Origin of the sequence: Stutzerimonas kunmingensis, from assembly GCF_032106285.1 — a bacterium.
Classification (GTDB): domain Bacteria; phylum Pseudomonadota; class Gammaproteobacteria; order Pseudomonadales; family Pseudomonadaceae; genus Stutzerimonas; species Stutzerimonas kunmingensis_B.
On record NZ_DAMCPO010000019.1, the window covers coordinates 1 to 24,813 of the forward strand.

At 60.1% G+C, this 24,813-nt stretch carries 28 protein-coding genes and 1 tRNA gene; 5 read left to right on the forward strand and 24 right to left on the reverse strand.

The genetic code is table 11. The features are described from left to right. The 3 genes from RT582_RS15280 to dapA all read right to left on the reverse strand — a co-directional run. On the reverse strand, positions 1 to 770 hold a 770-nt coding region (locus tag RT582_RS15280; protein ID WP_313478319.1), incomplete at its 3' end, for a phosphoribosylaminoimidazolesuccinocarboxamide synthase. Between the two features lie 93 nt (positions 771 to 863). Next, entirely contained in the window at positions 864 to 1,967 is a 1,104-nt protein-coding gene (gene bamC / locus RT582_RS15285) for an outer membrane protein assembly factor BamC (RefSeq protein ID WP_090521330.1), read from the reverse strand. Positions 1,968 to 1,983: 16 nt separating this feature from the next. After that, positions 1,984 to 2,862: a 4-hydroxy-tetrahydrodipicolinate synthase gene (gene dapA / locus RT582_RS15290; protein ID WP_090521332.1), complete on the reverse strand. Its 879-nt coding sequence runs from the start codon at positions 2,860 to 2,862 to the stop codon at positions 1,984 to 1,986. 227 nt (positions 2,863 to 3,089) lie between these two features. Between dapA and RT582_RS15295 the strand changes: the two genes are divergently transcribed. Continuing rightward, positions 3,090 to 3,650, forward strand: a complete 561-nt coding sequence (locus tag RT582_RS15295) for a glycine cleavage system protein R (protein WP_090521334.1) — start codon at positions 3,090 to 3,092, stop codon at positions 3,648 to 3,650. A gap of 22 nt (positions 3,651 to 3,672) precedes the next feature. Beyond that, positions 3,673 to 4,146, forward strand: a complete 474-nt coding sequence (locus tag RT582_RS15300; RefSeq protein WP_090521336.1) for a peroxiredoxin — start codon at positions 3,673 to 3,675, stop codon at positions 4,144 to 4,146. A 33-nt stretch (positions 4,147 to 4,179) separates the two neighbouring features. On the opposite strand, the gene RT582_RS15305 is transcribed toward RT582_RS15300, so the two are convergent. Beyond that, complete coding sequence (locus tag RT582_RS15305) at positions 4,180 to 5,256, reverse strand: AI-2E family transporter (protein WP_014821026.1); 1,077 nt, start codon at positions 5,254 to 5,256, stop codon at positions 4,180 to 4,182. A gap of 21 nt (positions 5,257 to 5,277) precedes the next feature. Further along, a complete protein-coding gene (locus RT582_RS15310) occupies positions 5,278 to 5,529 on the reverse strand; it encodes a sulfurtransferase TusA family protein (protein ID WP_014821027.1) in 252 nt (83 codons plus the stop codon). A 110-nt stretch (positions 5,530 to 5,639) separates the two neighbouring features. Here RT582_RS15310 and RT582_RS15315 point away from each other — a divergent pair, with 110 nt between their 5' ends. Beyond that, a complete protein-coding gene (locus RT582_RS15315) occupies positions 5,640 to 7,070 on the forward strand; it encodes a M48 family metalloprotease (RefSeq protein WP_023446252.1) in 1,431 nt (476 codons plus the stop codon). Between the two features lie 40 nt (positions 7,071 to 7,110). Here RT582_RS15315 and nadA read toward each other — a convergent pair whose 3' ends face one another. The 17 genes from nadA to aspS form a co-directional block, all read right to left on the reverse strand. After that, the gene (gene nadA, locus RT582_RS15320) at positions 7,111 to 8,169 is read right to left on the reverse strand and encodes a quinolinate synthase NadA (protein ID WP_041014610.1); all 1,059 of its coding nucleotides are present in this window, start codon (positions 8,167 to 8,169) and stop codon (positions 7,111 to 7,113) included. Positions 8,170 to 8,415: 246 nt separating this feature from the next. Continuing rightward, complete coding sequence (locus tag RT582_RS15325) at positions 8,416 to 9,912, reverse strand: acetyl-CoA hydrolase/transferase family protein (protein ID WP_041014611.1); 1,497 nt, start codon at positions 9,910 to 9,912, stop codon at positions 8,416 to 8,418. Positions 9,913 to 10,111: 199 nt separating this feature from the next. After that, a tRNA-Lys gene (locus RT582_RS15330) sits at positions 10,112 to 10,187 on the reverse strand. Positions 10,188 to 10,295: 108 nt separating this feature from the next. Further along, positions 10,296 to 10,970, reverse strand: coding sequence for a 7-cyano-7-deazaguanine synthase QueC (queC, locus tag RT582_RS15335; protein ID WP_041014612.1), 675 nt, complete (start codon positions 10,968 to 10,970; stop codon positions 10,296 to 10,298). A gap of 63 nt (positions 10,971 to 11,033) precedes the next feature. Next, positions 11,034 to 11,675 (reverse strand): 7-carboxy-7-deazaguanine synthase QueE, encoded by a 642-nt coding sequence (gene queE, locus RT582_RS15340; RefSeq protein ID WP_023446256.1) that lies wholly within the window; start codon positions 11,673 to 11,675, stop codon positions 11,034 to 11,036. Between the two features lie 120 nt (positions 11,676 to 11,795). Continuing rightward, a complete protein-coding gene (ybgF, locus tag RT582_RS15345) occupies positions 11,796 to 12,608 on the reverse strand; it encodes a tol-pal system protein YbgF (protein WP_041014613.1) in 813 nt (270 codons plus the stop codon). Positions 12,609 to 12,614: 6 nt separating this feature from the next. Beyond that, positions 12,615 to 13,118: a peptidoglycan-associated lipoprotein Pal gene (gene pal / locus RT582_RS15350; protein WP_003280313.1), complete on the reverse strand. Its 504-nt coding sequence runs from the start codon at positions 13,116 to 13,118 to the stop codon at positions 12,615 to 12,617. Positions 13,119 to 13,164: 46 nt separating this feature from the next. After that, on the reverse strand, positions 13,165 to 14,466 hold the full coding sequence (gene tolB / locus RT582_RS15355; RefSeq protein WP_041014614.1) for a Tol-Pal system beta propeller repeat protein TolB: 1,302 nt from the start codon (positions 14,464 to 14,466) through the stop codon (positions 13,165 to 13,167). Next, positions 14,463 to 15,464 carry a cell envelope integrity protein TolA gene (tolA, locus tag RT582_RS15360; RefSeq protein WP_313478322.1) on the reverse strand — a complete coding sequence of 334 codons (1,002 nt, stop codon included), beginning with the start codon at positions 15,462 to 15,464 and terminating at the stop codon, positions 14,463 to 14,465. Before tolA ends, tolB begins: the two co-directional genes overlap by 4 nt. Next, the gene (gene tolR, locus RT582_RS15365) at positions 15,464 to 15,904 is read right to left on the reverse strand and encodes a protein TolR (RefSeq protein WP_003300685.1); all 441 of its coding nucleotides are present in this window, start codon (positions 15,902 to 15,904) and stop codon (positions 15,464 to 15,466) included. The genes tolA and tolR overlap by 1 nt, the downstream gene beginning before the upstream one ends. 11 nt (positions 15,905 to 15,915) lie before the next feature. Beyond that, positions 15,916 to 16,608, reverse strand: coding sequence for a protein TolQ (tolQ, locus tag RT582_RS15370; RefSeq protein WP_014821036.1), 693 nt, complete (start codon positions 16,606 to 16,608; stop codon positions 15,916 to 15,918). A gap of 2 nt (positions 16,609 to 16,610) precedes the next feature. Continuing rightward, the gene (ybgC, locus tag RT582_RS15375; protein ID WP_023446262.1) at positions 16,611 to 17,054 is read right to left on the reverse strand and encodes a tol-pal system-associated acyl-CoA thioesterase; all 444 of its coding nucleotides are present in this window, start codon (positions 17,052 to 17,054) and stop codon (positions 16,611 to 16,613) included. A gap of 51 nt (positions 17,055 to 17,105) precedes the next feature. Further along, a complete protein-coding gene (gene ruvB, locus RT582_RS15380) occupies positions 17,106 to 18,158 on the reverse strand; it encodes a Holliday junction branch migration DNA helicase RuvB (protein WP_003300681.1) in 1,053 nt (350 codons plus the stop codon). Positions 18,159 to 18,161: 3 nt separating this feature from the next. After that, positions 18,162 to 18,767: a Holliday junction branch migration protein RuvA gene (gene ruvA / locus RT582_RS15385; protein ID WP_014821038.1), complete on the reverse strand. Its 606-nt coding sequence runs from the start codon at positions 18,765 to 18,767 to the stop codon at positions 18,162 to 18,164. A gap of 74 nt (positions 18,768 to 18,841) precedes the next feature. After that, complete coding sequence (gene ruvC / locus RT582_RS15390; RefSeq protein ID WP_041014616.1) at positions 18,842 to 19,366, reverse strand: crossover junction endodeoxyribonuclease RuvC; 525 nt, start codon at positions 19,364 to 19,366, stop codon at positions 18,842 to 18,844. 167 nt (positions 19,367 to 19,533) lie between these two features. Next, entirely contained in the window at positions 19,534 to 20,283 is a 750-nt protein-coding gene (locus RT582_RS15395) for a YebC/PmpR family DNA-binding transcriptional regulator (RefSeq protein ID WP_041014617.1), read from the reverse strand. A 150-nt stretch (positions 20,284 to 20,433) separates the two neighbouring features. Then, a complete protein-coding gene (gene aspS / locus RT582_RS15400; RefSeq protein WP_031298108.1) occupies positions 20,434 to 22,209 on the reverse strand; it encodes an aspartate--tRNA ligase in 1,776 nt (591 codons plus the stop codon). A gap of 345 nt (positions 22,210 to 22,554) precedes the next feature. Here aspS and RT582_RS15405 point away from each other — a divergent pair, with 345 nt between their 5' ends. Together RT582_RS15405 and RT582_RS15410 are read left to right on the forward strand one after the other, a co-directional pair. Next, positions 22,555 to 23,025 carry a Dps family protein gene (locus RT582_RS15405; protein ID WP_003300673.1) on the forward strand — a complete coding sequence of 157 codons (471 nt, stop codon included), beginning with the start codon at positions 22,555 to 22,557 and terminating at the stop codon, positions 23,023 to 23,025. A gap of 273 nt (positions 23,026 to 23,298) precedes the next feature. After that, on the forward strand, positions 23,299 to 23,898 hold the full coding sequence (locus RT582_RS15410; RefSeq protein ID WP_014821043.1) for a cold-shock protein: 600 nt from the start codon (positions 23,299 to 23,301) through the stop codon (positions 23,896 to 23,898). A 55-nt stretch (positions 23,899 to 23,953) separates the two neighbouring features. On the opposite strand, the gene RT582_RS15415 is transcribed toward RT582_RS15410, so the two are convergent. Next, positions 23,954 to 24,166 (reverse strand): SlyX family protein, encoded by a 213-nt coding sequence (locus tag RT582_RS15415; protein WP_192871762.1) that lies wholly within the window; start codon positions 24,164 to 24,166, stop codon positions 23,954 to 23,956. Next, on the reverse strand, positions 24,163 to 24,585 hold the full coding sequence (locus RT582_RS15420; RefSeq protein WP_041014619.1) for an HIT family protein: 423 nt from the start codon (positions 24,583 to 24,585) through the stop codon (positions 24,163 to 24,165). Before RT582_RS15420 ends, RT582_RS15415 begins: the two co-directional genes overlap by 4 nt. Positions 24,586 to 24,813 lie beyond the last annotated feature (228 nt).

The window sequence follows — 24,813 nt, forward strand, 5'->3', positions numbered from 1 at the left end:
GTGGATTCGAGCCAGTCACGGACGAACTGCTTGTCGAAGCTCGGCGGGTTCTTGTCTTCCTCGTAGCTATCGGCTGGCCAGAAGCGGCTCGAGTCGGGTGTGAGCACTTCGTCCATCAGCGTCAGCGTGCCGTCGTCGTCGAGCCCGAACTCGAACTTGGTGTCGGCGATGATGATGCCGCGCGTGGCTGCGTACTCGACTGCCGCGCTATAGAGCGCGATGGACACGTCGCGCACCTGGGCAGCAAGCTCCTTGCCGATGATAGCCTCGCACTGCTCGAACGAGATGTTCTCGTCGTGATCGCCCACTGCCGCCTTGGTCGAAGGTGTGAAGATTGGCTGCGGCAGCTTGGCAGCTTCTTTCAAGCCGGCTGGCAGCTGGATGCCGCAAACCGTGCCGCTCTTTTGGTATTCCTTCCAGCCGGAGCCGACGATATAGCCACGCACAATCGCCTCCACTGCTACCGGCTTTAGACGCTTGGCGACCACGGCACGGCCTTCTACCAGCGGCAACTCGGTTGCCGGCACAACGTCTTCGACCTTGTCACCGGTGAAGTGGTTGGGGATCAGGCCGTTGAGCTTGTCGAACCAGAAGTTGGAGATCGCGGTGAGTATCTTGCCTTTCTCCGGAATCGGTTCGGCAAGAATCACGTCGAACGCCGATAGACGATCGGTGGCGACCATGAGCATGCGTTTGTCGTCGATCTCGTAGAGATCACGAACCTTGCCCGAATAGATCTTCTTCAGGCTGAGGGCGGTGGGAGTGGTCATACGAAACTTCCGCGGTTGGCAGGTCGGCAGAAACGAAACAGGCGAAACCGAGGGTTTCGCCTATCCGTGTCGTGTTGCAAGGGCAGCTCTCGCTTAGCCCAGGTTGTCCTTGAGCAGACTGAGCACCCGGCGTGCGACATCGGCCGGTGCGACGGTGTCGACGCTCTTGTCGAGCGAGACCTGAACGCCATTGCCGACACGAGTCAGACGTACCTGATAACGCTCAGCCCGCGCCTCGATCTCGTCCTTGTCCGGTGCACCACCGAACAGACGGCTGAAGAAGCCGGGCTTGTCATCCGGATCGTCGGCACGCTCGCTCAGATTCACGTAATACACGCCAAGGCTGCGGTCCAGATCGTCCACGCGTACGTCCGCCGCCTGAAGGGCTCGACCGATACTGGACCAGGCGCGATCGAAATCGCTATCCAGCTGCAGCAGAGGATTGCCGCTGCCGTCCTCGGTCAGATTCACCCGACTCGGCGCATCGAAATCACGCTCTGCCAGCAGCGACACCGAGCCGCCTTGCTTGGCGCTCTGGGTAAGGCTGGCTTGCAACTCGTCGAGCAGTACCCGATCGAGTTCCTTGTTGCTGGAAATCTCCGGCCAGGCCACGTCGGCGGTGCTGCCGGCTGGACGCTTGACGCTGACCACGAAGATCTCGCTGGTATTGCGCTGTACACCCGGCTCGACGCGAACACGTACCCGCGTTTCGCCATCCTGAATGCCCAGATTGCGTACCAACGCGTCGTTCAGCCCCGCGGCGCCTTGCCAGGCCGTGGTGAACTCGCCGGTCTGGCGGCGCTCTTCAGCAATGCTGAAGCCGTTGTCGGTGAAGAACTGCCGCGCGGCGGTCCAGACCTGTGACGGTGTGTACTGTGCCACAAGCCAGCGAGAATCCTCGGACGACTGCACGCTGAAATCACTGAGCTCTGCCGCCACTTGCAAACGCTGGGGGCGCGGCACTTCGTACTTGCCAGGAACGCCAGTGCTGTCAGCAACCTGCTGCGGAATCGGCAGCAGCGGGTCGAGCGGGCGGGTCTCGCCATCGACTGCAACCTGCATCGGTGCGGTCTGACGCGCCGAAAGGTAGTCACTACCGCGGTCACGGAAATATCCATCATCGCCCCACAGCCAGCCGCAGCCACTGGTTGCAGAGATCATCAGGGCAAGGGTCGAAAGTCCGGCCAGTCGCTTCATGCGTATTCCTTTGTTATTAAGCCAGTACGCCGGTTTGGCGCATTGCCTGGCGTAGCGGTTCCTGGAAGCTCTGACTCAGCCAGGTCAGCGGCAGACGGATGCCATTACCCATCAGGCTCATCTCGTGCAGTGCCCACTTGACTGGGATCGGGTTGGCTTCCAGAAACAGAGCGCGATGCAGCGGCATCAAACGCTCGTTGATTGCCCGAGCAGTGGTGGCATCACCGGCCATCGCAGCGGCGCAGAGATCACTCATGGCGCGTGGCGCCACGTTTGCGGTCACGGAGATATTGCCCTTGCCGCCCATCAGCATCAGCTCGACGGCAGTGGGGTCATCACCGGAGTACACGAGGAAATCCTTGCTGACACGATCCAGCACTTCCTGGCCGCGCTTGAGGTCGCCCGTGGCCTCCTTGATCCCGATGATGTTGGATATCTTGGACAACCGCTCGACGGTATCCGGCAGCATGTCGCAAACGGTACGACCGGGCACGTTGTAGAGAATCTGCGGAATCGCCACGGCCTCGGCGATGTGTTTGAAGTGCAGGTAGAGGCCTTCCTGGGTCGGCTTGTTGTAGTACGGGGTCACCAGCAGGCAGGCATCGGCGCCTGCGGACTTGGCGTTCTCGGTCAGCTCGACGGCTTCGCTGGTGGAGTTGGCGCCCGTACCGGCGATGACCGGAATCCGGCCATTGACCTGGTCGACGACGCGCCGGATCACTTCGATGTGCTCGGCGACGCTAAGCGTGGCCGACTCACCGGTAGTCCCGACAGCAACGATTGCATTGGTGCCTTCCTGCAAGTGGAAGTCCACCAGTTTGCTCAGGCTGTCCCAGTCCAGACCGCCCTGCGCATCCATGGGCGTGACCAGCGCCACCATACTGCCCGCAATCATGCAACCACTCCTGCCGGAATAATAAAAAAGAGGCGTAATGGTACAAGGCTCCCCAGCGCTTTGCGAGTAGCCTGAAGCACGCTGCACAAAGCCGATGGGGACCAGGCGCCGAGCCCTCGCCACGGGGGCCATTTGGCAGTGCGCATTCCCTCTGCCCTCGGTTTTCGCTACCCTTAGCCGTTTTCGGCTTGGCTGGCCGACCGATTCACCACCGCCAGGAATGCTGCATGTCCACCCCCCCTCTACCCCGCGAACAATTTCTCGTCATCAGCGCGCTCGGCGCCAACCCGATGGAGCTGACCAACGTGCTCTGCCGGGCCGCCAACGAGAATCGCTGCGCGGTTGTCAGCACGCGGCTGACCCGCCACGGCGAATGCAGTGCACTGGTTCTGGAAGTCACTGGCAGCTGGGACGCATTGGCCCGGATGGAAACGACCCTGCCGGGGCTTGCGAAGAAGCACTCCTTCACCGCCAACGTGGTGCGCAGCGAGGCGCTGGAAAACCGCCCGCAGGCACTGCCCTACGTCGCTTATGTGAGCGCCGCCTTTCGTCCCGACATCCTCAATGAGCTGTGCCAGTTCTTCATCGACCATCGCGTCGAACTGGAAAGCCTGACCTGCGACACCTACCAGGCCCCACAGACCGGCGGAACCATGCTCAACGCCACACTGACCGTCACGCTCCCGGCGGGTACGCAGATCAGCTGGCTGCGCGACCAGTTCCTCGATTTCGCCGACGCACTGAACCTCGACGCACTGATCGAGCCCTGGCGTCCGCAGAACCCTTGAGATCAGTAACCAGGAGCCCACAATGGCCGTTGAAATCGACCGCCCCGTCCCGCCCTTTCAGGCTCAGGCCACCAGTGGTCAGCTGATCAAACTCGAGTCGCTGGCAGGCAAGCAGGTCGTGTTGTACTTCTACCCGAAGGACAACACACCCGGCTGTACAACCGAAGGCCAGGGCTTTCGCGATCACCACCAGGCTTTTATGGCGGCGAACACCCTGGTATTCGGCGTTTCCCGTGACAGCCTGAAGACCCATGAGAACTTTCGCGCCAAGCAGGGCTTCCCGTTCGAGCTGATCAGTGACAAAGAAGAGCAGCTCTGCCAGCTGTTCGACGTGATCAAACTGAAAAAGCTCTACGGCAAGGAATACCTCGGCGTGGATCGCAGCACCTTTCTCATCGACCGCAACGGCGTGTTGCGACAGGAGTGGCGTACGGTCAAGGTGCCGGGCCACGTAGAGGCGGTCCTTCAAGCCGCGCAAGCACTGAACGCCGAATGAAAAAGGCTGGCCACAGCGCCAGCCCTTCCCGCGTCATTCAGCCACTTCGACCAAACCCGCCTTAGGCTCGCCTGGCCACGCATTGAGAACGGCCTTGAACAAGGTCGCCAACGGAATGGCAAAGAACACGCCCCAGAAGCCCCACAACCCTCCAAACAGCAGTACCGCGCAGATGATCGCCACCGGGTGCAGATTCACCGCCTCGGAGAACAGCAGGGGCACCAGCACGTTGCCATCCAGCGTCTGGATGATCGCGTAAGCCACCATCAGGTAGAAGAACTGGTCGCCCAGCCCCCATTGGAATATTCCGATCAGCGCGATCGGAATGGTCACGACCGTCGCGCCGATATAGGGCACCACGACCGAGACGCCGACCAGCATCGCCATCAGCGCGGCATAGTTAAGCCCCAGCGCGGCGAAGACTGCATACGACACCACGGCACAGATCAGGATCTCGATCGCCTTGCCACGGATGTAGTTGGCGATCTGCAGATTCATTTCCTGCGAGACCTGAGTGATCAGCCCGCGCTCGCGCGGCAGATAGCTCTTGATCCAATCGCTGATCTGCTGCCGGTCCTTGAGGAAAAAGAACACCAGGATCGGCACCAGGACCAGATAAATCATCAGTCCGATCAGCAGCGGCAGGCTGGACAGCGACGATGTCAGCACCAATTGGCCATAACGGCCGATCTCGCTTCGAATAAAGTCGATACCGCGCAGCACCTGCTCCTCGGTCACCAGCTGCGGGTAGCGCTCCGGCAGCAATAGCAGCAACGACTGCCACTCGACCAGCATGCGCGGCAGTTCGTTGAACAGGGTCAGAACCTGCTGCCAGAGCAAGGGCACGATGAACAGCGTGCAGACCACCATCACACCGATGAACATCAGAAATACCAGCCACACCGCGAGCAGATGCGGCACCCGCAGCCGTTCCAGCGCGCCCACCAACCCCTGCATCAGGAACGCCAGCACCAATCCCGCCAGTACCGGCGCCAGCATCCGACCAAAAATCAGGACGGCGGCGAAAGCCAGAAACAATAAGACTGCAAGAACCACTGCCTCCTCATGGGAGAAGTAACGCTGCATCCAGCCGCGTAATACCTTGAGCATTTCATTCCTCGAAGCGAATCGTCAGGCCTTGCGCAGCCAGTAGCGATAAAGACCACCTTCGACCTCTTCATGCAGCAATGCATGACCGGCCAGTTTGGCGAAGCTGCGGAAGTCCCTTTGCGAACCCGGATCGCTGGCAATGACCTTGAGCACTGCACCGCTGGACATACGGTTCAGCTCCAGCTTGGCCTTGAGCAGAGGCATCGGGCAGTCAAGCCCAACAGCATCCAGTTCGGCATCGCATTCAAGCGATTGCGGTCGCGCTTCGGTCATGGTTCGCCTCCACAGAAAAGCCTCGCAGCATACCTAGCACAGCGGGCCTCTGGCCAGCCGGCCAAGGTCAAGGCTACAGTAGCCGCTCTCAACTCAACGAGCCTGTCTGGATGAAATTGCTGCGCCCCGCCCTGCTCACGCTCGCCTGCCTGACTGCACTGCCAGCATTGGCCAACGACCTGCCTTCGCTCGGCGATGCCAGCTCCTCCATCGTTTCTCCTGAACAGGAGCACCAGCTCGGCCGGGCATGGCTCAGCCTGCTGCGCGGGCAGGTTAGCCAGCTCTCGGACCCACAGCTCAAGGACTATGTAGAAAGCAGTGTCTATCGCCTGGCAGAAACCAGTCAGCTGCAGGATCGTCGCCTTGAATTCGTCCTGTTGGACAGCCCGCAACTGAATGCCTTCGCAGCTCCAGGCGGGATCATTGGTGTCAACGGGGGCCTGTTCATTTATGCCCAGACCGAAGCCGAATATGCATCGGTGATGGCTCACGAACTGGCGCACCTTTCCCAGCGCCATTTCGCCCGCGGACTGGAAGCGCAACAGCGCATGCAACTGCCTCTGATGGCCGCCATGCTGGCTGGCGTCGTCGCCGCCGCAGCCGGCGCAGGTGATGCCGGCATCGCCGCCATCGTGTCTACCCAGGCCGCTGCCATCCAGGCCCAGCGCCGCTTTTCCCGGCAGAACGAACAGGAGGCCGACCGCATCGGCATCGTCAACCTCGAGCGGGCCGGTTACGACCCGCGTGCGATGCCCTCAATGTTCGGTCGCCTCATGCGCCAGTATCGTTACGATCAGAAGCCACCGGAATTCCTGCTGACGCACCCGGTCAGTGAATCACGCATCGCCGATACCACAAACCGAGCGGAACAGTATCCACAGGGTGGAGCACAGGACAGCCTGCGCTACCAGCTGATGCGCGCTCGAACGCAATTGAAGTTCGAAAGAACACCGGGCGTCGAGGCCAAGCGATTCCGCGCGATGCTCAGCGAAAATCCAGAGATGGATGCCGCACGCTATGGCCTTGCGCTCGCGCAAGTCAAAGCAGGGCAACTCGACGAAGCGAACAGCAGCCTTGCACCGCTGCTAACCAAGGCACCGGACGACATCACCTACAACCTCGCGCAGATCGAACTCGACATCACCGCCAACCGCCTGCAACAGGCGCAGACCCGTTTACAGCGGTTGCTGCAGCTATATCCGGGCAACTACCCGGTGCGCCAGATGCACATTGACCTTCTGATGGAGAAGGGCGAGACACAGCAAGCCGAGCGCGAGCTGGACAAGCTGGTGGAGCAGCGCCGCCAGGATCCCGATATCTGGTATCAGGTCGCCGAAGTGCGCGGGCTCAGCGGCAACATCGTTGGCCTGCATCAAGCACGCGCGGAGTACTTCGCCCTGGTAGGCGACTATGACCAGGGCATCGAGCAACTCGACCTCGCCAAGCGTCGTGCCAGCAACTTCCAGATCGCATCACGGATCGACGCGCGCCAGAAACAGCTGATCGAAGAAAAGCGAATGGTCGAGGAAATGCTGCGCTGAGTTGAAAACGGCGCTGAACATTCAGCGCCGATGCAAAGGCTCAGGCGTTGCCGGCCTGTTTCAGCCGCGCGGCCTGGGTGAAATCGAGCATCCGCTTGAGGGGCTTGACCGCACGCGGAATGATCGCCGGATCGACGAAGATTTCATTGCTGCCAGCGCGCAGGCATTCCAGGGTCCGCTCCAGCGTGTTCATCGCCATCCAGGGGCAATGCGCACAGCTTCGGCAGGCTGCACCCTGGCCGGCGGTCGGCGCTTCGATGAACGTTTTTTCAGGGCACAACTGCTGCATCTTGTAAAAGATGCCCCGATCCGTCGCAACGATCAGCGTCTGCTGCGGCAAGGTCTGCGCAGCCTTGATCAGCTGACTGGTCGAACCTACCGCATCGGCGAGTTCGACCACCGCCTGCGGGGACTCCGGATGCACCAGAATCGCGGCATCCGGGTAAAGAGCCTTCATGTCAGCCAATTGCTTGGCCTTGAACTCTTCGTGGACGATACAGGCGCCATCCCAGAGCAGGATGTCGGCACCGGTCTCGCGCTGTACGTAGTTGCCCAGATGCTTGTCCGGCGCCCAGATGATCTTTTCGCCGTTATCCATCAGGCTTTCGACGATTTCCAGCGCACAACTGGATGTCACCACCCAGTCAGCCCGTGCCTTTACCGCCGCCGAAGTGTTGGCATAGACGACCACGGTGCGCTCCGGATGCTGATCGCAGAAGGCCGAAAACTCATCGACAGGACAGCCCAGATCGAGGGAACAGGTCGCCTCGAGCGTGGGCATGAGCACGCGCTTCTCAGGATTGAGTATCTTCGCCGTTTCGCCCATGAACTTGACGCCGGCTACCAGCACGGTCTGGGCCGGGTGCTCGTTGCCGAAGCGCGCCATTTCCAGGGAGTCCGAGACGCAGCCGCCGGTTTCCTCGGCCAATGCCTGGATCACCGGATCGGTGTAGTAATGCGCCACCAGCACCGCATTCTGGCGCTTCAACTCGGCGGCTATCTCACTGCGCAGCCGCGCTTCCTGCTCAGGCGTAAGCGGCTTGGGCTGCTTGGCTGCCAGGTGAGCCTGCACGAGAATGCGTTCGGGTATCTGCGTCATGGACGGGTCCTGCCAGCACGGGATTGCACGAAGCGCCGAGTATAACGGCCCAGGCCGGGAATTCGGGCTTGTCGGTAGAGACGAGGCGCGCAGGATTCAGACACGCCTCCTGCCTTTCAACGGGGCAGGAATACTAGCCGAAGCCTCTATAAAAGGGAAAGCACGGTAAAAAAGCGTGAAAAGCCGGGCATTGCGCCCTGTCAAACGAAAACCGCCGGCATCAGCCGGCGGTTCTTTTCTTCTGGATCACTCGCCCTTGAGCATGTGTCCACGTTCCTCCAGGTTGATGTGCCACTGCATCGCTTCGCCCAGCAGGTGCGGCGTCTGGCCGCCCTTCTTGCAGGCGTCGTCGAAGTACTGGTTCAGCGCATCGCGGTAGGAAGGGTGCACGCAGTTGTCGATGATGGCGCGGGCGCGCTCGCGCGGAGCGAGGCCACGCAGGTCAGCCAGGCCTTGCTCGGTAACCAGAATCTCGACGTCATGCTCGGTGTGGTCAACGTGAGCAACCATCGGCACGACGCTGGAGATGTTGCCACCCTTGGCGATCGACTTGGTCACGAAGATGGCCATGTGAGCGTTACGCGCGAAATCGCCCGAACCGCCAATGCCGTTCATCATCTTGGTGCCGCCCACGTGAGTGGAGTTGACGTTGCCATAGATGTCGAACTCGAGCGCGGTGTTGATACCGATGATGCCAAGACGGCGCACAAGCTCAGGATGGTTGGAGATTTCCTGAGGACGCAGGATCAGCTTGTCCTTGTACTTCTCCAGGTTGCCGAACACGCGATCATTGCAACGCTCGGACAGGGTGATGGAGCAACCGGAAGCAAAGGTCATCTTGCCCGCATCGATCAGCTCGAAGGTGCAGTCCTGCAGTACTTCGGAGTACATCACCAGGTCTTCGAACGGCGAATCGATCAGACCGCACATCACTGCGTTGGCGATGTTGCCGATACCTACCTGCATCGGGCCGAGGTTCTTCGCCATACGGCCGGCTTCGACTTCGCTCTTGAAGAACTCGACCAGATGGTTGGCGATGGCCTGGGTTTCTTCGTCCGGCGGAGTGACCGTGGAGTAGGAATCCGGCTGATTGGTGATGACGATGGCGGCAATCTTGGCCGGATCGACCGGGATCGAAGTCGCGCCAAGACGATCATCGACCTTGGTCAGCGGGATCGGACCGCGGTTCGGGCGCTCACCCGGGAAGTAGATGTCGTGCAGACCTTCCAGGTTCAGGTTGTGTGCCAGGTTCAGCTCGATGATCACCTGGTCGGCGAACATGGCCAGGTTGGCCGAGTTGCCTACTGAAGTGGTCGGTACGATGTGGCCCTGCTCAGTGATGCACAACGCTTCGACGATGGTGACGTCGGGACGCTTGATCTGATGATTGCGCATCTGCTCGACGGTATGCGACAGGTGCTGGTCGATGAACATGACCTCACCGGCGTTAATCGCCTTGCGCAGTACCGGATCGGCCTGGAACGGCATGCGACGGGCCAGTAGACCCGCGGAAGCCATCTTGCCATCGAGATCGTTACCCAGGCTGGCGCCAGTGACCAGGCTGATCTGCAGCTTCTCGTCCTTGGCACGGTCGATCAGCGCGAGGGGCACGGCCTTGGCTTCGCCCGCACGGGTGAAGCCGCTCATGCCAACGGTCATGCCGTCGCGAATAAGGGCAGCTGCCTCGTGGGCACTCATGACCTTGTTCTGCAGAGAGGACAAGCGGATACGATCAGAATACATTTGAGCCTCGAACCAACGGTAATCGGAAGGGGCCGCAGTCTATTACGTTAAAAACGCTTGAGCCACCTACTAAGGTCGTAGAGAAAAACGCTTCTTATGACCGAACGTAGCAGCCTGCAGCAACGCAAAAACGCGGCCATTAAAAAAGCCGGATAACCCTGACAGGTCTCCGGCTTCTTGTGCTCCCTCGAGAGCGATATGGTGGGTCGTGTAGGATTCGAACCTACGACCAATTGGTTAAAAGCCAACTGCTCTACCAACTGAGCTAACGACCCAATGCGGGGCGCATGATACTGATTTGATTGATGAAAACAAACTTTTTTTTGAAAAAATTCGCGATCGCCTTCGTTTGACGGCACCCCTCCAGTACTGGCGCAGGCCGCTCAGAAATAGCGAGTGGGGTCAGCCAGCCCCGCTTCGGCAAAACCGGCGGCGCGCAATCGACAGCTGTCGCACTTGCCACAGGCACGTCCATCCGTGTCGGCCTGATAGCAGGAAACCGTCGCCGCATAGTCCACGCCCAAACGAGCCCCCTCCTGCACGATCCGCGCCTTGCTCATCTCCTGCAGTGGTGCCTGGATGCGGAACCCCAGCCCTTCTACGCCTGCCTTGGTGGCCAGATTGGCCATTCGCTCGAATGCCGCAACGAACTCCGGTCGACAATCCGGGTAGCCCGAGTAATCGACCGCATTGACGCCGATAAAGATGTCATGGGCACCCAGCACCTCAGCCCAGCCAAGGGCCAACGAGAGAAACACCGTATTGCGCGCCGGGACGTATGTGACCGGAATACCCTCACCAGGCACCTCAGGCACATCGATGCTGTCGTCGGTCAATGCCGAGCCGCCGATGCCATTGAGGTCCAGGCCGATCACCTTGTGTTCGACCACTCCCAGTTGTTGAGCAACACGTTCGGCCGCCTGCAGTTCGGCGCGATGACGCTGGCCGTAGTCAAAGCTCATGGTGTAGCAGGCGTAGCCCTGAGCACGGGCCATGGCGACCACCGTAGCCGAATCGAGCCCGCCGGACAGCAGGATGACTGCTTTCTTCTCGTTCATTTCGCGATACCTTCAAAACGGATGAGCACGACCAGCCAGGGACGAGCCGCTAATGCCAGCGACTCAGTGGCCGGGCGCGTCGTTCCAGATAATCTTGTGCAACTGAAGCTGCAAGCGCACCGGCAGGTTGTCGGCAACGATCCAGTCCGCAAGGGCACGAACATCGACCTGACCGTGACTCGGCGAGAACAACACCTCTCCGGCACGTCGATCCAGCCCGTACTCGATCAGCTTGCTGACAGCCCAGTCATAATCCTCGCGGGAACAGATGACGAACTTGACCTGATCGTTGCGCGTTATGCAGGCGATGTTCTCGTAGCGGTTACGCGCGACCTCGGCGGAACCCGGTGTTTTCAGGTCCACTACACGACTGACACGCTCATCCACCACGGAGATATCGAGTGCACCACTGGTCTCCAGTGAAACCTCATATCCCGCATCGCACAATCGCTGCAGCAAAGGCACGCAGTTGGGCTGCGCCAGCGGCTCTCCCCCGGTCACGCAGACGTAACGGGGATTGTAGGAGGCAACCCGCTCGACGATCGCGTCGAGCGTCATCAACTCTCCGCCGCTGAATGCGTAGGCGGTATCGCAATATTGACAGCGCAGGGGACAGCCGGTCAGGCGAACGAACACAGTAGGCAATCCACTGGTCCGCGTCTCCCCCTGCAGCGAGTAGAAAATCTCGGTAATTCGCAGGGTCATATCAGCCACGGGCGTGACGGCTAAACAGGCCATCCGCCTCCGTTGCGGGAAATAGGGGCGGCGATTCTAACGAAAAAACCCGCGCGATGGGCGGGTTTCGTTCGGTCTCGCCAGTGTGCCTCAGCGATTGAGCTGACGCTGAGCCAATTGTGCAGCCGATGTATTCGGATACTGGGCAATGACCTCACGCAGAATGCCCTGCGCCTTGTCCCGGTTACCCAGGCGGATCTCAACATCTGCCAGCTTGTAGAGGGAATCCGGCACCTTGTTGTGCTGCGGATACGCCTGGCTCACTCGAGCGAACGCCTGACCGGCCCCTTGCAGGTCGCCCTTTGCCAGGTTGACCTCGCCAAGCCAGTACTGGGCGTTGCCAGCGTACTGACTGTCAGGGTACTTGCGCAGGAATGCAGCGAAAGCCTGGCTGGCCTTGTCGAAATCCTTCGCCTTGATCAGGTCGAAAGCAGCGTCGTAATAGAGCTTTTCCTTTGCAGGATCGCCGGATGCGCTTTGCGACTGGCCCTGGCTGGCAGCGGCGGGTGCCGAACTTCCAGCTGACGCCGCCGTATTACTGGACGGAGCAGGCTGATTGCCTGCCGCGGATCCGCTGGACAGACGGCGATCCAGGTCCTGATAGCGTTCCAGCCCCTCTTGTTGCAGGCGCTGGATCTGATTCTGTTGTTCCTCAAGCATGCCGCGCAGTTGCGCGATCTCTTCCTGCATCTGCTGTAGCTGCATGAAGAGCATGCCCTGTGCCGAAGATGGAGCGGTGGCTCCACCTCCGGCATAGGCACCGTCACCGCTCGGCGCAGCGGTGGAGTAACCCGAGTTGCCACTAGCGGCACCTTCTTCGTAATCCACCACCGGCACTTGAGCCACCGCCATCAGCGGCAGCGCGAGCACTGTAAGAGTCAGAGCATGACGGTACTTACGCATGACGAATTACTTGCGCAGTTCGACGCGACGGTTCTGGGCCCAGGACTGCTCGTCGTTACCCATGGCAACTGGACGCTCTTCGCCGTAGGAAACCAGTTCCAGCTGAGCCGGGGAAACGCCCTGCAGTACCAGGTAACGCTGTACGGCCTTGGAGCGACGCTCGCCCAGAGCCATGTTGTACTCACGGGTACCACGCTCGTCGGTGTGGCCTTCCAGAACGACGCGAGCGCCGTTGCCTTTCAGGTCCTTGGCATGAACGTCCAGAGCGCGCATGGCTTCCGGCTTCAGGTCGGAGCTGTCGTACTCGAAGTAGAAGGTAGTGATGGCGCGCAGAGCGGCTTCTTCGCTCATGCTGCTATCGACGGAACCGGAATCAGCACCGTAACCAGCATTCGGATCGATCGCGCCCGAACCTTCGCCCGAATCGTCGCCGCCTTTGGAGGAACAACCGACAGCAACAGCCATGGCCAGAGCCAGAGCGGTGAACTTACCGAATTTCAGCATTTCCATTTGTAACAACCCCAGGTGTGTTTTGGTTAAAAGCGTTGATACCGCATCAGTTCAGGTAAGGGGACCAGGACGGCTCTCGGACTTCGCCTTGAGCTGTAGGAAGCGGGAGCCTAACGCGTCCGTTGATGGACACGAGCATCAAGACTCCCCGGCCCTGCTGGCGGGTGGCGTAGATTAGCATGGTGCCATTAGGCGCAACAGTGGGCGATTCATCCAGACTGGTATCCGAGAGTATTCGCAGATTGCCACGCTGAAGATCCTGCGCAGCAACCTTGAAGTTTGTGTAACCGTCCTGGCGATGGATCATGACCAGCGTCTTCTCATCGGCCGACAGCTTCGGGTTGGCGTTGTAGTTGCCAACGAACGTCACACGCTCAGCTGAATTGCTGCCCAACCGCTGCTTGTAGACCTGAGGCTTGCCAGCACGGTCAGAGGTGTAATAAATGGTCTGACCATCAGCACCCCAGAAGGGTTCGGTATCGATCGCGTAGTGATTGGTCAGGCGCTGCAACTGCCGCGAGCCGAGGTCCATCACATAGATTTCCGGATTGCCATCTTTCGACAGTACGAACGCCAGGCGATTGCCATCTGGCGAGAATGCCGGCGCACCGTTCAAACCTTCGAAGTTGGTGACCTGTTCGCGGCGACCCGTGTCGATGTGCTGAATGAAAATACGTGGACGCTTCTGCTCGAAGGACACATAGGCAATACGGCGTCCGTCCGGTGAATAACGCGGGGAGAGGATGGGCTCGCGCGATTGCAGCAGAGTCACCGCCCGAGCGCCGTCATAATCCGAACGCTGCAGCGTGTAGCGCGTGTTGGCGCCACCCAGCCGCTCAACCGTCACATACAGCAGACGCGTGGAAAACGCGCCCTTGATGCCGGTGAGTTTCTCGAAGGACTGATCCGCCGCATGGTGCGCCATGTCGCGCAACTGATCCGGGGAACCACCAACGGTTCCAGTCATCACCTGCTGTTCGGTCGTTACGTTGAACACTTCGTAACGGACCTGAAGGCGGCCACCGGCCGGCTCGATATTGCCGACCATCACGTACTGGGCGCCCAGAGCCTTCCAGTCGCGATAGATGATCTCGCTGCCGCGGGTCGGCATGCTGATCATGTTCTGCCGCGGAATAGGCTGGAAAATACCGGAATTGCGCAGGTCGTTGCCGACGATTTCCGCCATGTCCTCAGGCAGTACGGTGCCGCCCTGCCAACCGAATGGAACGACCGCGATCGGGATCGCACGGTCGGCACCACTGGTGACGACGATGTTTTTTTCCTGCGCCACCGCCATTCCCGCCAGGCAGCAGAGCAGGACAAGTAGACCTCGAAGGGAGTTGATCACAACGCAAGATCCTCAGGCGTAAATGTCATTTTGAAGGACCGGTAAGGCTGGAAGTCCTGCGGGCTCAGGCCCTGCATTTCCGTCAGCCGACCGATGTTCTTTACTGCGGCGACCGCAGAATTGTCGAATGGCACATCTCCGCTCGATCTGGAGACGCTGACGTTGGTGATGGTGCCATCCGGAAGCATGTTTACCTGGAGCTGCACGGTCATGTTATTGCGCGCCGACGGCGGTCGGGTCCAGCCTTCTGCTGCACGCAGCCGGATCAGATCATCGAAGTTGCCGGCAACCTGATCACCATGGGTATCAGCCAGTGCCTGCTGGCGCTCGGTAGTGTCAGAGAGCAGCTCGGCAAGCGCCTGCGCCTTCTTGTCTTCTGCCGCTTTGCGCGCGGCTTCCGCCGCAGCCTTCTTCTTGGCATCTTCAGCAGCTTTCTTCTTCGCTGCTTCTGCGGCAGCCTTCTTCTTCGCTTCCTCCGCTGCCTTGCGCTTGGCTTCTTCGGCGGCCTTCTTCTTGGCCTCCTCTGCTGCCTTCTTCTTGGCCAGTTCTTCAGCAGTCTTTTTCTTGGCGATGTCAGCCTGCTTCTGCTGTTCGACCTTCTTGGCTTCCTCGGCCTTTTTCGCCGCAGCCGCTTTATCGGCTGCAGCTTTCGCCGCATCCGCCTTTCGAGCCTCTTCCGCCTTCTTTTGTTCCGCAGCGCGGGTGGCAGCAGCCTGCTTCTGCTGCTCGACCTTACGCTGTTCCATCTGTTCGCTTTCGAACTGCTTGGCAGCCGTCTTCTTCGCTTCGCCGGCAATCTTCTGATTGGTCTGAGTCGTCGCCTGGCTCTGCGACTTCAACTGATACAAGGTGGCCTGCACGATCGGCTTGGACGGCGGCAGCTCGGGCGTCATCGAAAAGCTGACGAACAGCATGCCGAAAATAATGACGTGCAGGCCGACCGCCAGCACGGTCGGCCAGAAGTAGCTCTGAGAAGGCGATGACTCACGCTGCTGCATCAAGGCGCCTCGGTGATCAGACCGACATTACCCACGCCGGCTTCCTGCAGACCGCCCATGGCCTCCATCACCGAACCATAATCAACCGCGCGATCGCCACGGATGAACACCTGGGTATCCGGACGCTGGCGCATGATGGCAACGACAGCCTGCGTCATGTCTGCCAATGCGACGGCCTCGTTGCCCTTGCTGTCGGTATCGACCTCGCTACCGACGTTCCAGTAATAGGTTTTGTCAGCCTTGATGGAAATGGTCAGCACCTGCTTGTCGTTATCCTGCGGCAAGGCTTCGCTGCTGACCTTGGGCAGATCGACCTTGACGCCCTGATTGAGCATCGGCGCCGTGACCATGAAGATAACCAGCAGCACCAGCATCACATCGATGTAAGGCACCACGTTCATCTCGGCGACGGGCTTGCGTCTGTTGCGGATTCTGGCCATGGCCGTGGGCCTCAGTCTTCGGTGGTGTGAACTTTGCGGTGGAGGATGGCCTGGAACTCATCGGCAAAGGTGTAATAACGACCGATGAGCATCTCGCCCCGCGCGGCGAAACGGTTGTAGGCGATCACCGCAGGAATCGCGGCGAACAAACCGATCGCCGTAGCGATCAGCGCTTCGGCGATGCCTGGCGCCACAGTCGCTAGAGTTGCCTGCTGAACCTGAGCCAGGCCGCGAAAGGAGTTCATGATCCCCCAGACGGTACCGAACAGGCCGATGTAAGGGCTGGTGGAACCAACGGTGGCCAGGAATGGCAAGCTCTGCTCGAGCTTTTCCTCTTCACGGGAAATCGCCACGCGCATGGCGCGATTGACCCCATCCATCACTGCATCGGGATCGACACCCTGCTGCTGACGCAGACGGGAAAATTCCTTGAAGCCGGCGCGAAAGATCTGCTCGACGCCAGAATCCGGATCCGGGTTGCTGCCTGCCTGGCGATACAGCTTGGACAGGTCGATACCGGACCAGAAGCGCTCTTCGAAGGTATCGAGTGCTCGCTTCGCGGCACGCAGCATACTGCCGCGCTGAAAAATCAGAATCCATGATGCGACCGAAGCGGCCACCAGAATCAGCATGACCAGCTGCACCACGAAGCTGGCGTTGCTGATCAGGCTCCACATGGACATGTGATCGACGTTGGCTTCCACGCTTACTCTCCTGCAGGGGATAGACCCGAGCCAGCGAAGGCGACACGCAGCGCTTCGGGAATGGCTCGGGGTTTCAAACTTTCGGCACGCACGCAGGCAACCAGCACCTGCCCCTCACAAAGCAGAACATCATCCAGTGCACGCCGGACCTGCTGGCGAAACCGCAGACTGGCACGATTCACCTCAACCACCTCGGCCGTCACCAGCAATTCATCATCCAGGCGAGCCGGTGCTCGGTAGCGGGCTTCGACCGAATGCACGACGAACAGCAAGTCCTCACCGGCCAGCTGCGACTGGGCGAATCCCAGGCTGCGCAACCGCTCGGTACGAGCTCGCTCCATGAATTTGAGGTAATTGACGTAGTAGACAATGCCGCCCGCGTCGGTGTCCTCGTAATAGACTCGACAGCGGTGGGTGAAGATTTCAGCTCCGGCTTGCGCGCGCATACTAGTGCTCGGCCCTGTAAATGCCAATCGGGTAACAGAACAATATTTTCTTCAAACTATGTCGCCATCGAACAGATCCGGCGTTGGAGCATCGCTCATGCGCTTGGGCAGGTTGAGACCGAAATGGAGATAGGCGTGACGCGTCACGACCCGACCACGCGGCGTGCGCATGATGTAGCCCTGCTGGATGAGGTACGGCTCGAGCACATCCTCGATGGTGTGCCGCTCTTCACTGATCGCAGCGGCCAGGCTGTCGATCCCCACCGGTCCGCCGTCGAACTTCTCGATCAGGGTCAGTAGCAGCCGGCGATCCTGATGATCGAAGCCTCGCTCATCGACGTCGAGCATGTTCAAGGCAAGGTCGGCAATCTGCCGGGTGATCTCGCCACGACCCCGCACTTCTGCGAAATCTCGCACACGGCGTAGCAAGCGGTTAGCGATACGCGGCGTCCCTCGCGCCCGACGGGCAATCTCGAATGCACCCTCCGGCTCGGTCGGCAGACCGAGGATACCGGCGGAACGGCTGACGATGGTCGCCAGGTCCTCGGTGGAATAGAACTCCAGACGCTGGACGATACCGAATCGGTCTCGCAATGGATTGGTCAGCATACCGGCCCGCGTGGTGGCGCCCACAAGGGTGAACGGCGGCAGATCCAGCTTGATCGAGCGAGCCGCAGGCCCCTCGCCGATCATGATATCCAGCTGGAAATCTTCCATCGCCGGGTACAGAACCTCCTCGACAATGGGCGAAAGGCGATGGATCTCGTCGACGAACAGAACGTCGCCCGCCTCCAGATTGGTCAGCAATGCGGCCAGGTCACCCGGTCGCTCAAGCACCGGGCCCGACGTGCTCTTGATCGACACGCCCATCTCTTCGGCGATGATGTTCGCCAAGGTAGTCTTGCCCAGCCCCGGCGGACCGAAGATGAGCGTGTGATCGAGCGCTTCCTGACGGCCCTTGGCGGCGCGGATGAACAGATCCATCTGCTCGCGCACGACCGGCTGACCGATGTACTCGGCCAGCTTGAGTGGCCGAATGGCACGATCCAGTTGCTCGTCGCGATCGCGACTGCCTGCCGTGACGATACGATCCGCTTCGATCATGGCTTACACCATCCCCTTGAGGGCGCGGCGGATCATTTCTTCACTGCTCAAATCATCTTCCTGTATGGCGGACACTGCACGGCTGGCTTCCTGTGGCTTGAAGCCCAGGGAGATCAACGCGCTGACCGCATCATTCTCGGCGCTTGTGACTGCCATTTTGCTCCCGGGTTCAACCACGAAGGTCGCAATGGCGGGCATGCTCTCCCACGCCTTGAAGCGGTCCTTCAACTCCACCAGAAGCCGTTCGGCGGTCTTCTTTCCAACGCCGGGGATGCGCACCAGGACCGACGTATCCTGTGCTTGCACACAACGCACCAGCTCATCGACTTCCAGTCCGGACATCAACGCCAACGCCAGCTTCGGTCCCACACCGTTCAAACGGATCAGCTCACGGAACAGCTCGCGCTCGCGCTTCTCAGCGAAGCCATAAAGAAGTTGTGCGTCTTCACGCACGACGAGGTGCGTATGCAGCGTCACCGGCTCGCCGACCGCCGGCAGGCGATACAGCGTCGTCATCGGCACTTCGACCTCATAGCCGATACCGTTGACATCGAGAATCAGATGTGGCGGTTGCTTTTCCACCAGCGTGCCACGCAAACGTCCGATCAAGCTGTTTCCTCCATGGCCATCGCATCCGCTGACGACCAGTCGATTATTCGTTCAACCAAGAGAGTTTGCGCCGACTACAGACGCAACCGCCCGCCTCGTCGCTTGGCGCCGGCCAGGCCGTGCGGAATGAGGCTCTGCCGGTGATGCGCATGACATAACGCAATGGCCAGCGCGTCCGAAGCATCGATCTGGGGTTTTTCCAGAAGCTTGAGCAAGTGCATGACCATCATCTGCACCTGCTGCTTATCAGCCCCGCCCGTTCCGGCGATGGCCTGTTTGACATGCGTCGCGGTGTACTCTGCGATCTGCAGACCTGCTTCCGCGCCAGCAACAATGGCTGCCCCCCGAGCCTGGCCGAGCTTAAGCGCGGAATCGGCATTACGCGCCATGAATACTTGCTCGATGCCCATCGTTACCGGGCCATAGGTCCGAATGACCTCGCTCACACCACTGAAAACGGCACGCAAGCGATCAGGCAGCTCGCCGGTGCCGGTACGAATGCAACCAGAGGCGACGTATTCACAACCGCGGCCGGTGTCCCGTACGACGCCGTAGCCGGTGATTCGAGAGCCGGGATCGATACCCAAAATCAGCGTCATGCCGTGCCGTGCTGTCTATTTATCCAGTGGCGAGTATACGGAGGCGCTGCCGTCTCCGCCACCGACAACAATATGCGCCCAGATAGTCACTACGTTGCCAGCGATGCGTGCCTATAAAAAAGCCGGGAGCCCAGCAATGCGGCTCCCGGCTGCGGACACCACGACATTCAGCCCAGCTGCTGCATGATCTCGTCGGAGATTTCCGCGTTGTGGTAGACGTTCTGCACGTCATCCAGGTCTTCCAGCGCATCGATGAGACGCAGAACCTTCTGCGCCGTCTCGACGTCGGTGATGGGCGCCATGATGGACGGAATCATCGCCACTTCTGCTTCGTCGCCGCGGAATCCGGCTTCTGTCAGTGCTTCGTTGACCGAGAGGAACTCGGCGAAGCTGGTATAGACGTCGACCGACCCATCCTCCTGACTGACGACGTCGTCGGCGCCCGCCTCCAGCGCCGCTTCCATCAGCGCGTCTTCATTGACGCCGGGCGCATAGCTGATCTGGCCCTTACGATCGAACATGTAGGCGACCGAGCCGTCAGTACCGAGGTTGCCACCGTTCTTGCTGAAGGCGTGACGCACTTCGGCCGCGGTACGGTTGCGGTTGTCGGTCATGGCCTCGATGATGATCGCCACCCCGCTTGGCGCGTAACCCTCATAGCTCAGCTCGGTCATGTTGTCCGCTTCGCTGGAGCCTGCGCCCCGGGCGATGGCGCGATCGATGACGTCACGCGACATGTTGGCTGTCAGCGCCTTGTCCACGGCCAATCGCAGACGCGGATTGTCCGCCGGCACGCCGCCGCCATGCTTGGCCGCCACGGTCAGCTCACGGATCAGTTTGGTGAAGATCTTGCCCCGCTTGGCGTCCTGACGCTCTTTGCGGTGCTTGATATTGGCCCATTTGGAATGACCAGCCATAACTCACTCCATTCTTCGACTGAATCAGAAAATCTCGATAACCGGATCCGTCTGTCACTCGATAAAGACAGCGGCCGGCTATCGCCGTAATGTCTCGCACTCAGAGCCGCAAGACGAAGAAGCCTGGCAGAACCAGGCTTCGGGTAGCGCTTACTCCGCCTTCGGTTGCTCGCGCAGACGGATATGCAGGTCGCGCAGCGCTTTGCTGTCCACCGCACCCGGCGCCTGAGTCATGACGTCCGCCGCACTCTGGGTTTTCGGGAAGGCAATCACTTCACGAATCGACTGCGCACCGGTCATCAGCATTACCAGGCGATCCAGACCGAAGGCCAGACCACCATGTGGCGGAGCGCCGAATTTCAACGCATCGAGGAGAAAGCCGAACTTCTCTTCCTGCTCGGCCTCATCAATGCCGAGAATGCGGAACACAGTCTGCTGCATTTCCTTGCGATGGATACGGATCGAACCGCCACCCAGCTCGGTACCGTTGAGCACCATGTCGTAGGCACGCGACAGCGCCGCAGCCGGATTGGCCTCGAGCTCCTGAGGCGAGCACTTCGGCGCGGTGAACGGGTGGTGCAGCGCGCTCAGCGAGCCGTCATCGTTCTCTTCGAACATCGGGAAGTCGACCACCCATAGCGGCGCCCAGTCGCAGGTCAACAGCTTGAGGTCGTGACCAATCTTGATGCGCAGGGCACCCAGGGCCTCGGAAACGATCTTCGCCTTGTCTGCACCGAAGAACACGATGTCGCCATCGACCGCGCCGACGCGATCGAGAATCACATTGAGGTTGTCTTCCGGGATGAACTTGACGATCGGTGACTGCAGGCCTTCAACGCCCTTGGCGCGCTCATTGACCTTGATATAGGCCAGGCCCTTGGCCCCATAGATGCCAACGAACTTGGTGTAATCGTCGATCTGGCTGCGCGGCATGCTCGCCGCACCCGGGACGCGCAGCGCGGCAACGCGGCCTTTCGGGTCATTGGCCGGACCGGAGAACACCTTGAACTCGACAGCGTTGAGCTGGTCGGCAACATCCACCAGTTCCAGCGGGATGCGCAGGTCGGGCTTGTCCGAGCCGTACCGGCGCATGGCCTCTTCGAACGGCATGTGCGGGAATTCGCCAAACTCCAGATCCAGCACTTCCTTGAACAACTTGCGGATCATGCCTTCGGTGATACCGATGATGTCCGCTTCATCGAGGAAGCTGGTCTCGATGTCGATCTGGGTGAACTCGGGCTGGCGATCAGCGCGCAGGTCTTCGTCGCGGAAGCACTTGGCGATCTGATAGTAGCGGTCGAAACCGGCAACCATCAGCAGCTGCTTGAACAGCTGCGGCGACTGCGGCAGGGCAAAGAAATTACCGGCATGGGTGCGGCTCGGCACCAGATAGTCACGCGCGCCTTCAGGTGTAGGACGCCCCAGGATCGGGGTTTCCACATCGAGAAAGCCGTTGTCATCCAGGTACCGACGAATGCTCGCGGTGATACGCGAGCGCAGCTTGAGCTTCTCGGCCATTTCCGGGCGACGAAGGTCGATGAAGCGATAGCGCAGTCGCGTCTCCTCGCCCACATCGCTGTATTCGTTGAGAGGGAACGGCGGGGTTTCGGCGTCGTTCAACACCTCCAGCTCGTAGCCCAGCACCTCGATGGCACCGGAAGCCATATTCGGGTTCACCGCACCAGCGGGGCGCAGGCGGACCTTGCCGGTGATCTTCACTACATACTCGCTACGCACCTTGTCGGCGGTCGCAAAGGTTTCGGCGCGATCCGGATCGAAGACCACCTGAGCCAGGCCCTCACGATCACGCACATCGAGGAAGATCACCCCGCCGTGATCACGACGGCGATGTACCCAGCCGCAAAGAGTGATTTCCTGGCCGTCCAGGCTTTCGTTCAATTGGCCGCAATAGTGGCTGCGCATCATGGTGAAGTTCGCTTCTCGTATCTTAATTCGATGGGGCGCCAGAGCCGCGACAGACTGACAAGACCGTGACTGCTCTGCGCAAGCGGCATGTACCGTACGCGATACCGCATTGACGCCGGGCGCCGCAGCACGCACTGGGACCGCCAGGCACAAGCGCGGGATTATATCGACATAATCACCGCGGCGCAGCCGTTGCCCTCGCCAACTCGAAATCGGGCCATTGATGGAACCCTGAATCGATCAGAGCCTTCCAATGGTGAGCATTCGACCAGAAACGTATCGCTTCACAACACCACGCATTTTTCTGGCATAACTAACGGCTGAACCATCCACCAGGAGAAAAACATGGAAATCAACATTGGCATCGCCGAACAGGACCGGGCAGCCATCGCCGAGGGCCTGTCGCGCCTGCTCGCCGACACCTACACCCTGTATCTGAAGACCCATAACTTCCATTGGAACGTCACGGGGCCGATGTTCAACACGCTGCACACCATGTTCGAAACCCAGTACACCGAACTCGCCATCGCCGTGGACGATATTGCCGAACGCATCCGCACGCTGGGATTCCCGGCGCCGGGCACCTACGCGGCATACGCCCGCCTGAGCTCGATCAAGGAAGAGGAAGGCGTCCCCTCCGCCGAAGAGATGATCAAGCTGTTGGTCGAAGGCCAGGAAGCCGTTGTACGAACCGCCCGCGGTATCTTCCCGCTACTGGACAAGGTCAACGACGAGCCGACCGCCGACCTCCTGACTCAACGCATGCAGAGCCACGAAAAAACTGCATGGATGCTGCGCAGCCTGCTTTCGGCCTAAGTTTCGCTACTGGGCGGAGCGCCACATGCGCTCTGCCCAGATCGCAACGCATCTGCTACGAAACAGCCCGTCTTCGAGCATTCTCCGCACCCGAAGCCACGACGGCGAACAGGCTCATTTGAGCCCCCTCCTCCTTTCCTGTTAAATACGCCGCGCTGCAGCCCGGACCCGCGCGGTTTATCGAACAGTGTTCAGCCCTGACCGACAAACGTTTTCTACGAACTCCAGGCCTGCGGCTTCTCTGTCGTGTTATCAACCGTGAGCCATACAAGAATGTTAAAGATCGTCCATGTCCTGGCGGGCGTCATTGCCCTATTGCTGTCCTTTGTTCCAAGCCTGCGCGGCGCAATGCCACTACTGCTGCAACCCGACGCCTTGTGCCTGCTGATGCTTGGCCTGCTGAACGTTCAATTCGCCCCATCTGCCCAGTTGATCGACAGCCGCACCCGGCCAGTCATAATCGCTGCGTCAGCGCTGCTGCTCCTGTCTATCGCGCTGCAGGCCGTCATCGTACTTGTAGCTTTGCCGCAGATCGCCGGCCAGCCCGCAACACTCGCCAGCCTGCTGCTCGCCCTTGTGGCCGTGCTGCTACACCTCGCCACGCCACGCGGCCTGAGCAAGCAGGCAAAACCGGCTCGCACAAACCCCCGCGCGCCATCGGCAGCAGGGCGCGAGGCTGGCACCGTGAAATGGTTCAACACATCCAAGGGGTTCGGATTCATTTCCCGGGACAGCGGAGATGACGTATTCGTCCACTTTCGCGCCATCCGCGGCGAAGGGCACCGCATCCTGGTCGAGGGCCAGCGCGTGGAGTTCACCATCATGATGCGGGACAAGGGACTGCAGGCCGAAGACGTCGTCCCGATTGAGTAGGACGACCAAGCAAGCCGCCACGGGGCGAAGTCACCACGCCGCCCCGTTTCACAATTCAATAATGCGGTGGAGGCGCGTCGTCCTCACCAGTGTCCATTGGAACCTGCATTTCGTCCTGACGTTTTGCCAGTGCGCGCAGCTGAAGCTGCAGACGCTCCATGATCCGCTGTTGCTCGACGAGCACATCGCTCAGCGCCTGGATCGTATCGTCCTGAAACGCCAGACGCGTTTCCAGATCCATCACTCTCGATTCAAGGTCCACAGTCATACTCCAAAACGAAAGTGATCGGTCAGCACCAACTTTAGCTTGTCCCTGATGGCTGCCACCTGCTCGTCACTGTAAGGCTTCGCCGGATGCCTGCCCCACACCGGCGCTGGCCAGGCAGCATCATCGCGTCGCCGCGCAATGACATGCATATGCAGCTGCCCGACGACATTACCAAGCGTGGCGACATTCATCTTGTCGGCGCCGAAGGTGTCCTTGACGGTCTCGGCCAGCGCAGTGGCCTCCTTCCACAGCGCCAGCTGATCAGCCGCATCCAGCTGAAACAACTCACTAATCTCTTCGCGACGCGGCACCAGAATGAACCAGGGATACTGGGCGTCGTTCATCAACAGCAACCGGCAGAGCGGGAAGTCACCAAGCAGCAACGTGTCCTGCTCCAGACGTGAATCAAGTACAAACATAAGACTCCCCTTGCGAAGCAAACCCCGCGCGAATGCGCCGTAGGAAACAGGTAAAAAAGGATACCTCAGACATCCCAGACAACAACCTGGCAACCGCGCACAAGATTGGTGCCTGACCTGAGAAAACGCGCCGCCTTTCAGTGCAATGCGGCCCCAATATTTCTCCGCAACGCCCGACTAGCTCGATCATGAATTCTGAGTACGATTCTTGCTAGACGAACTATGCGA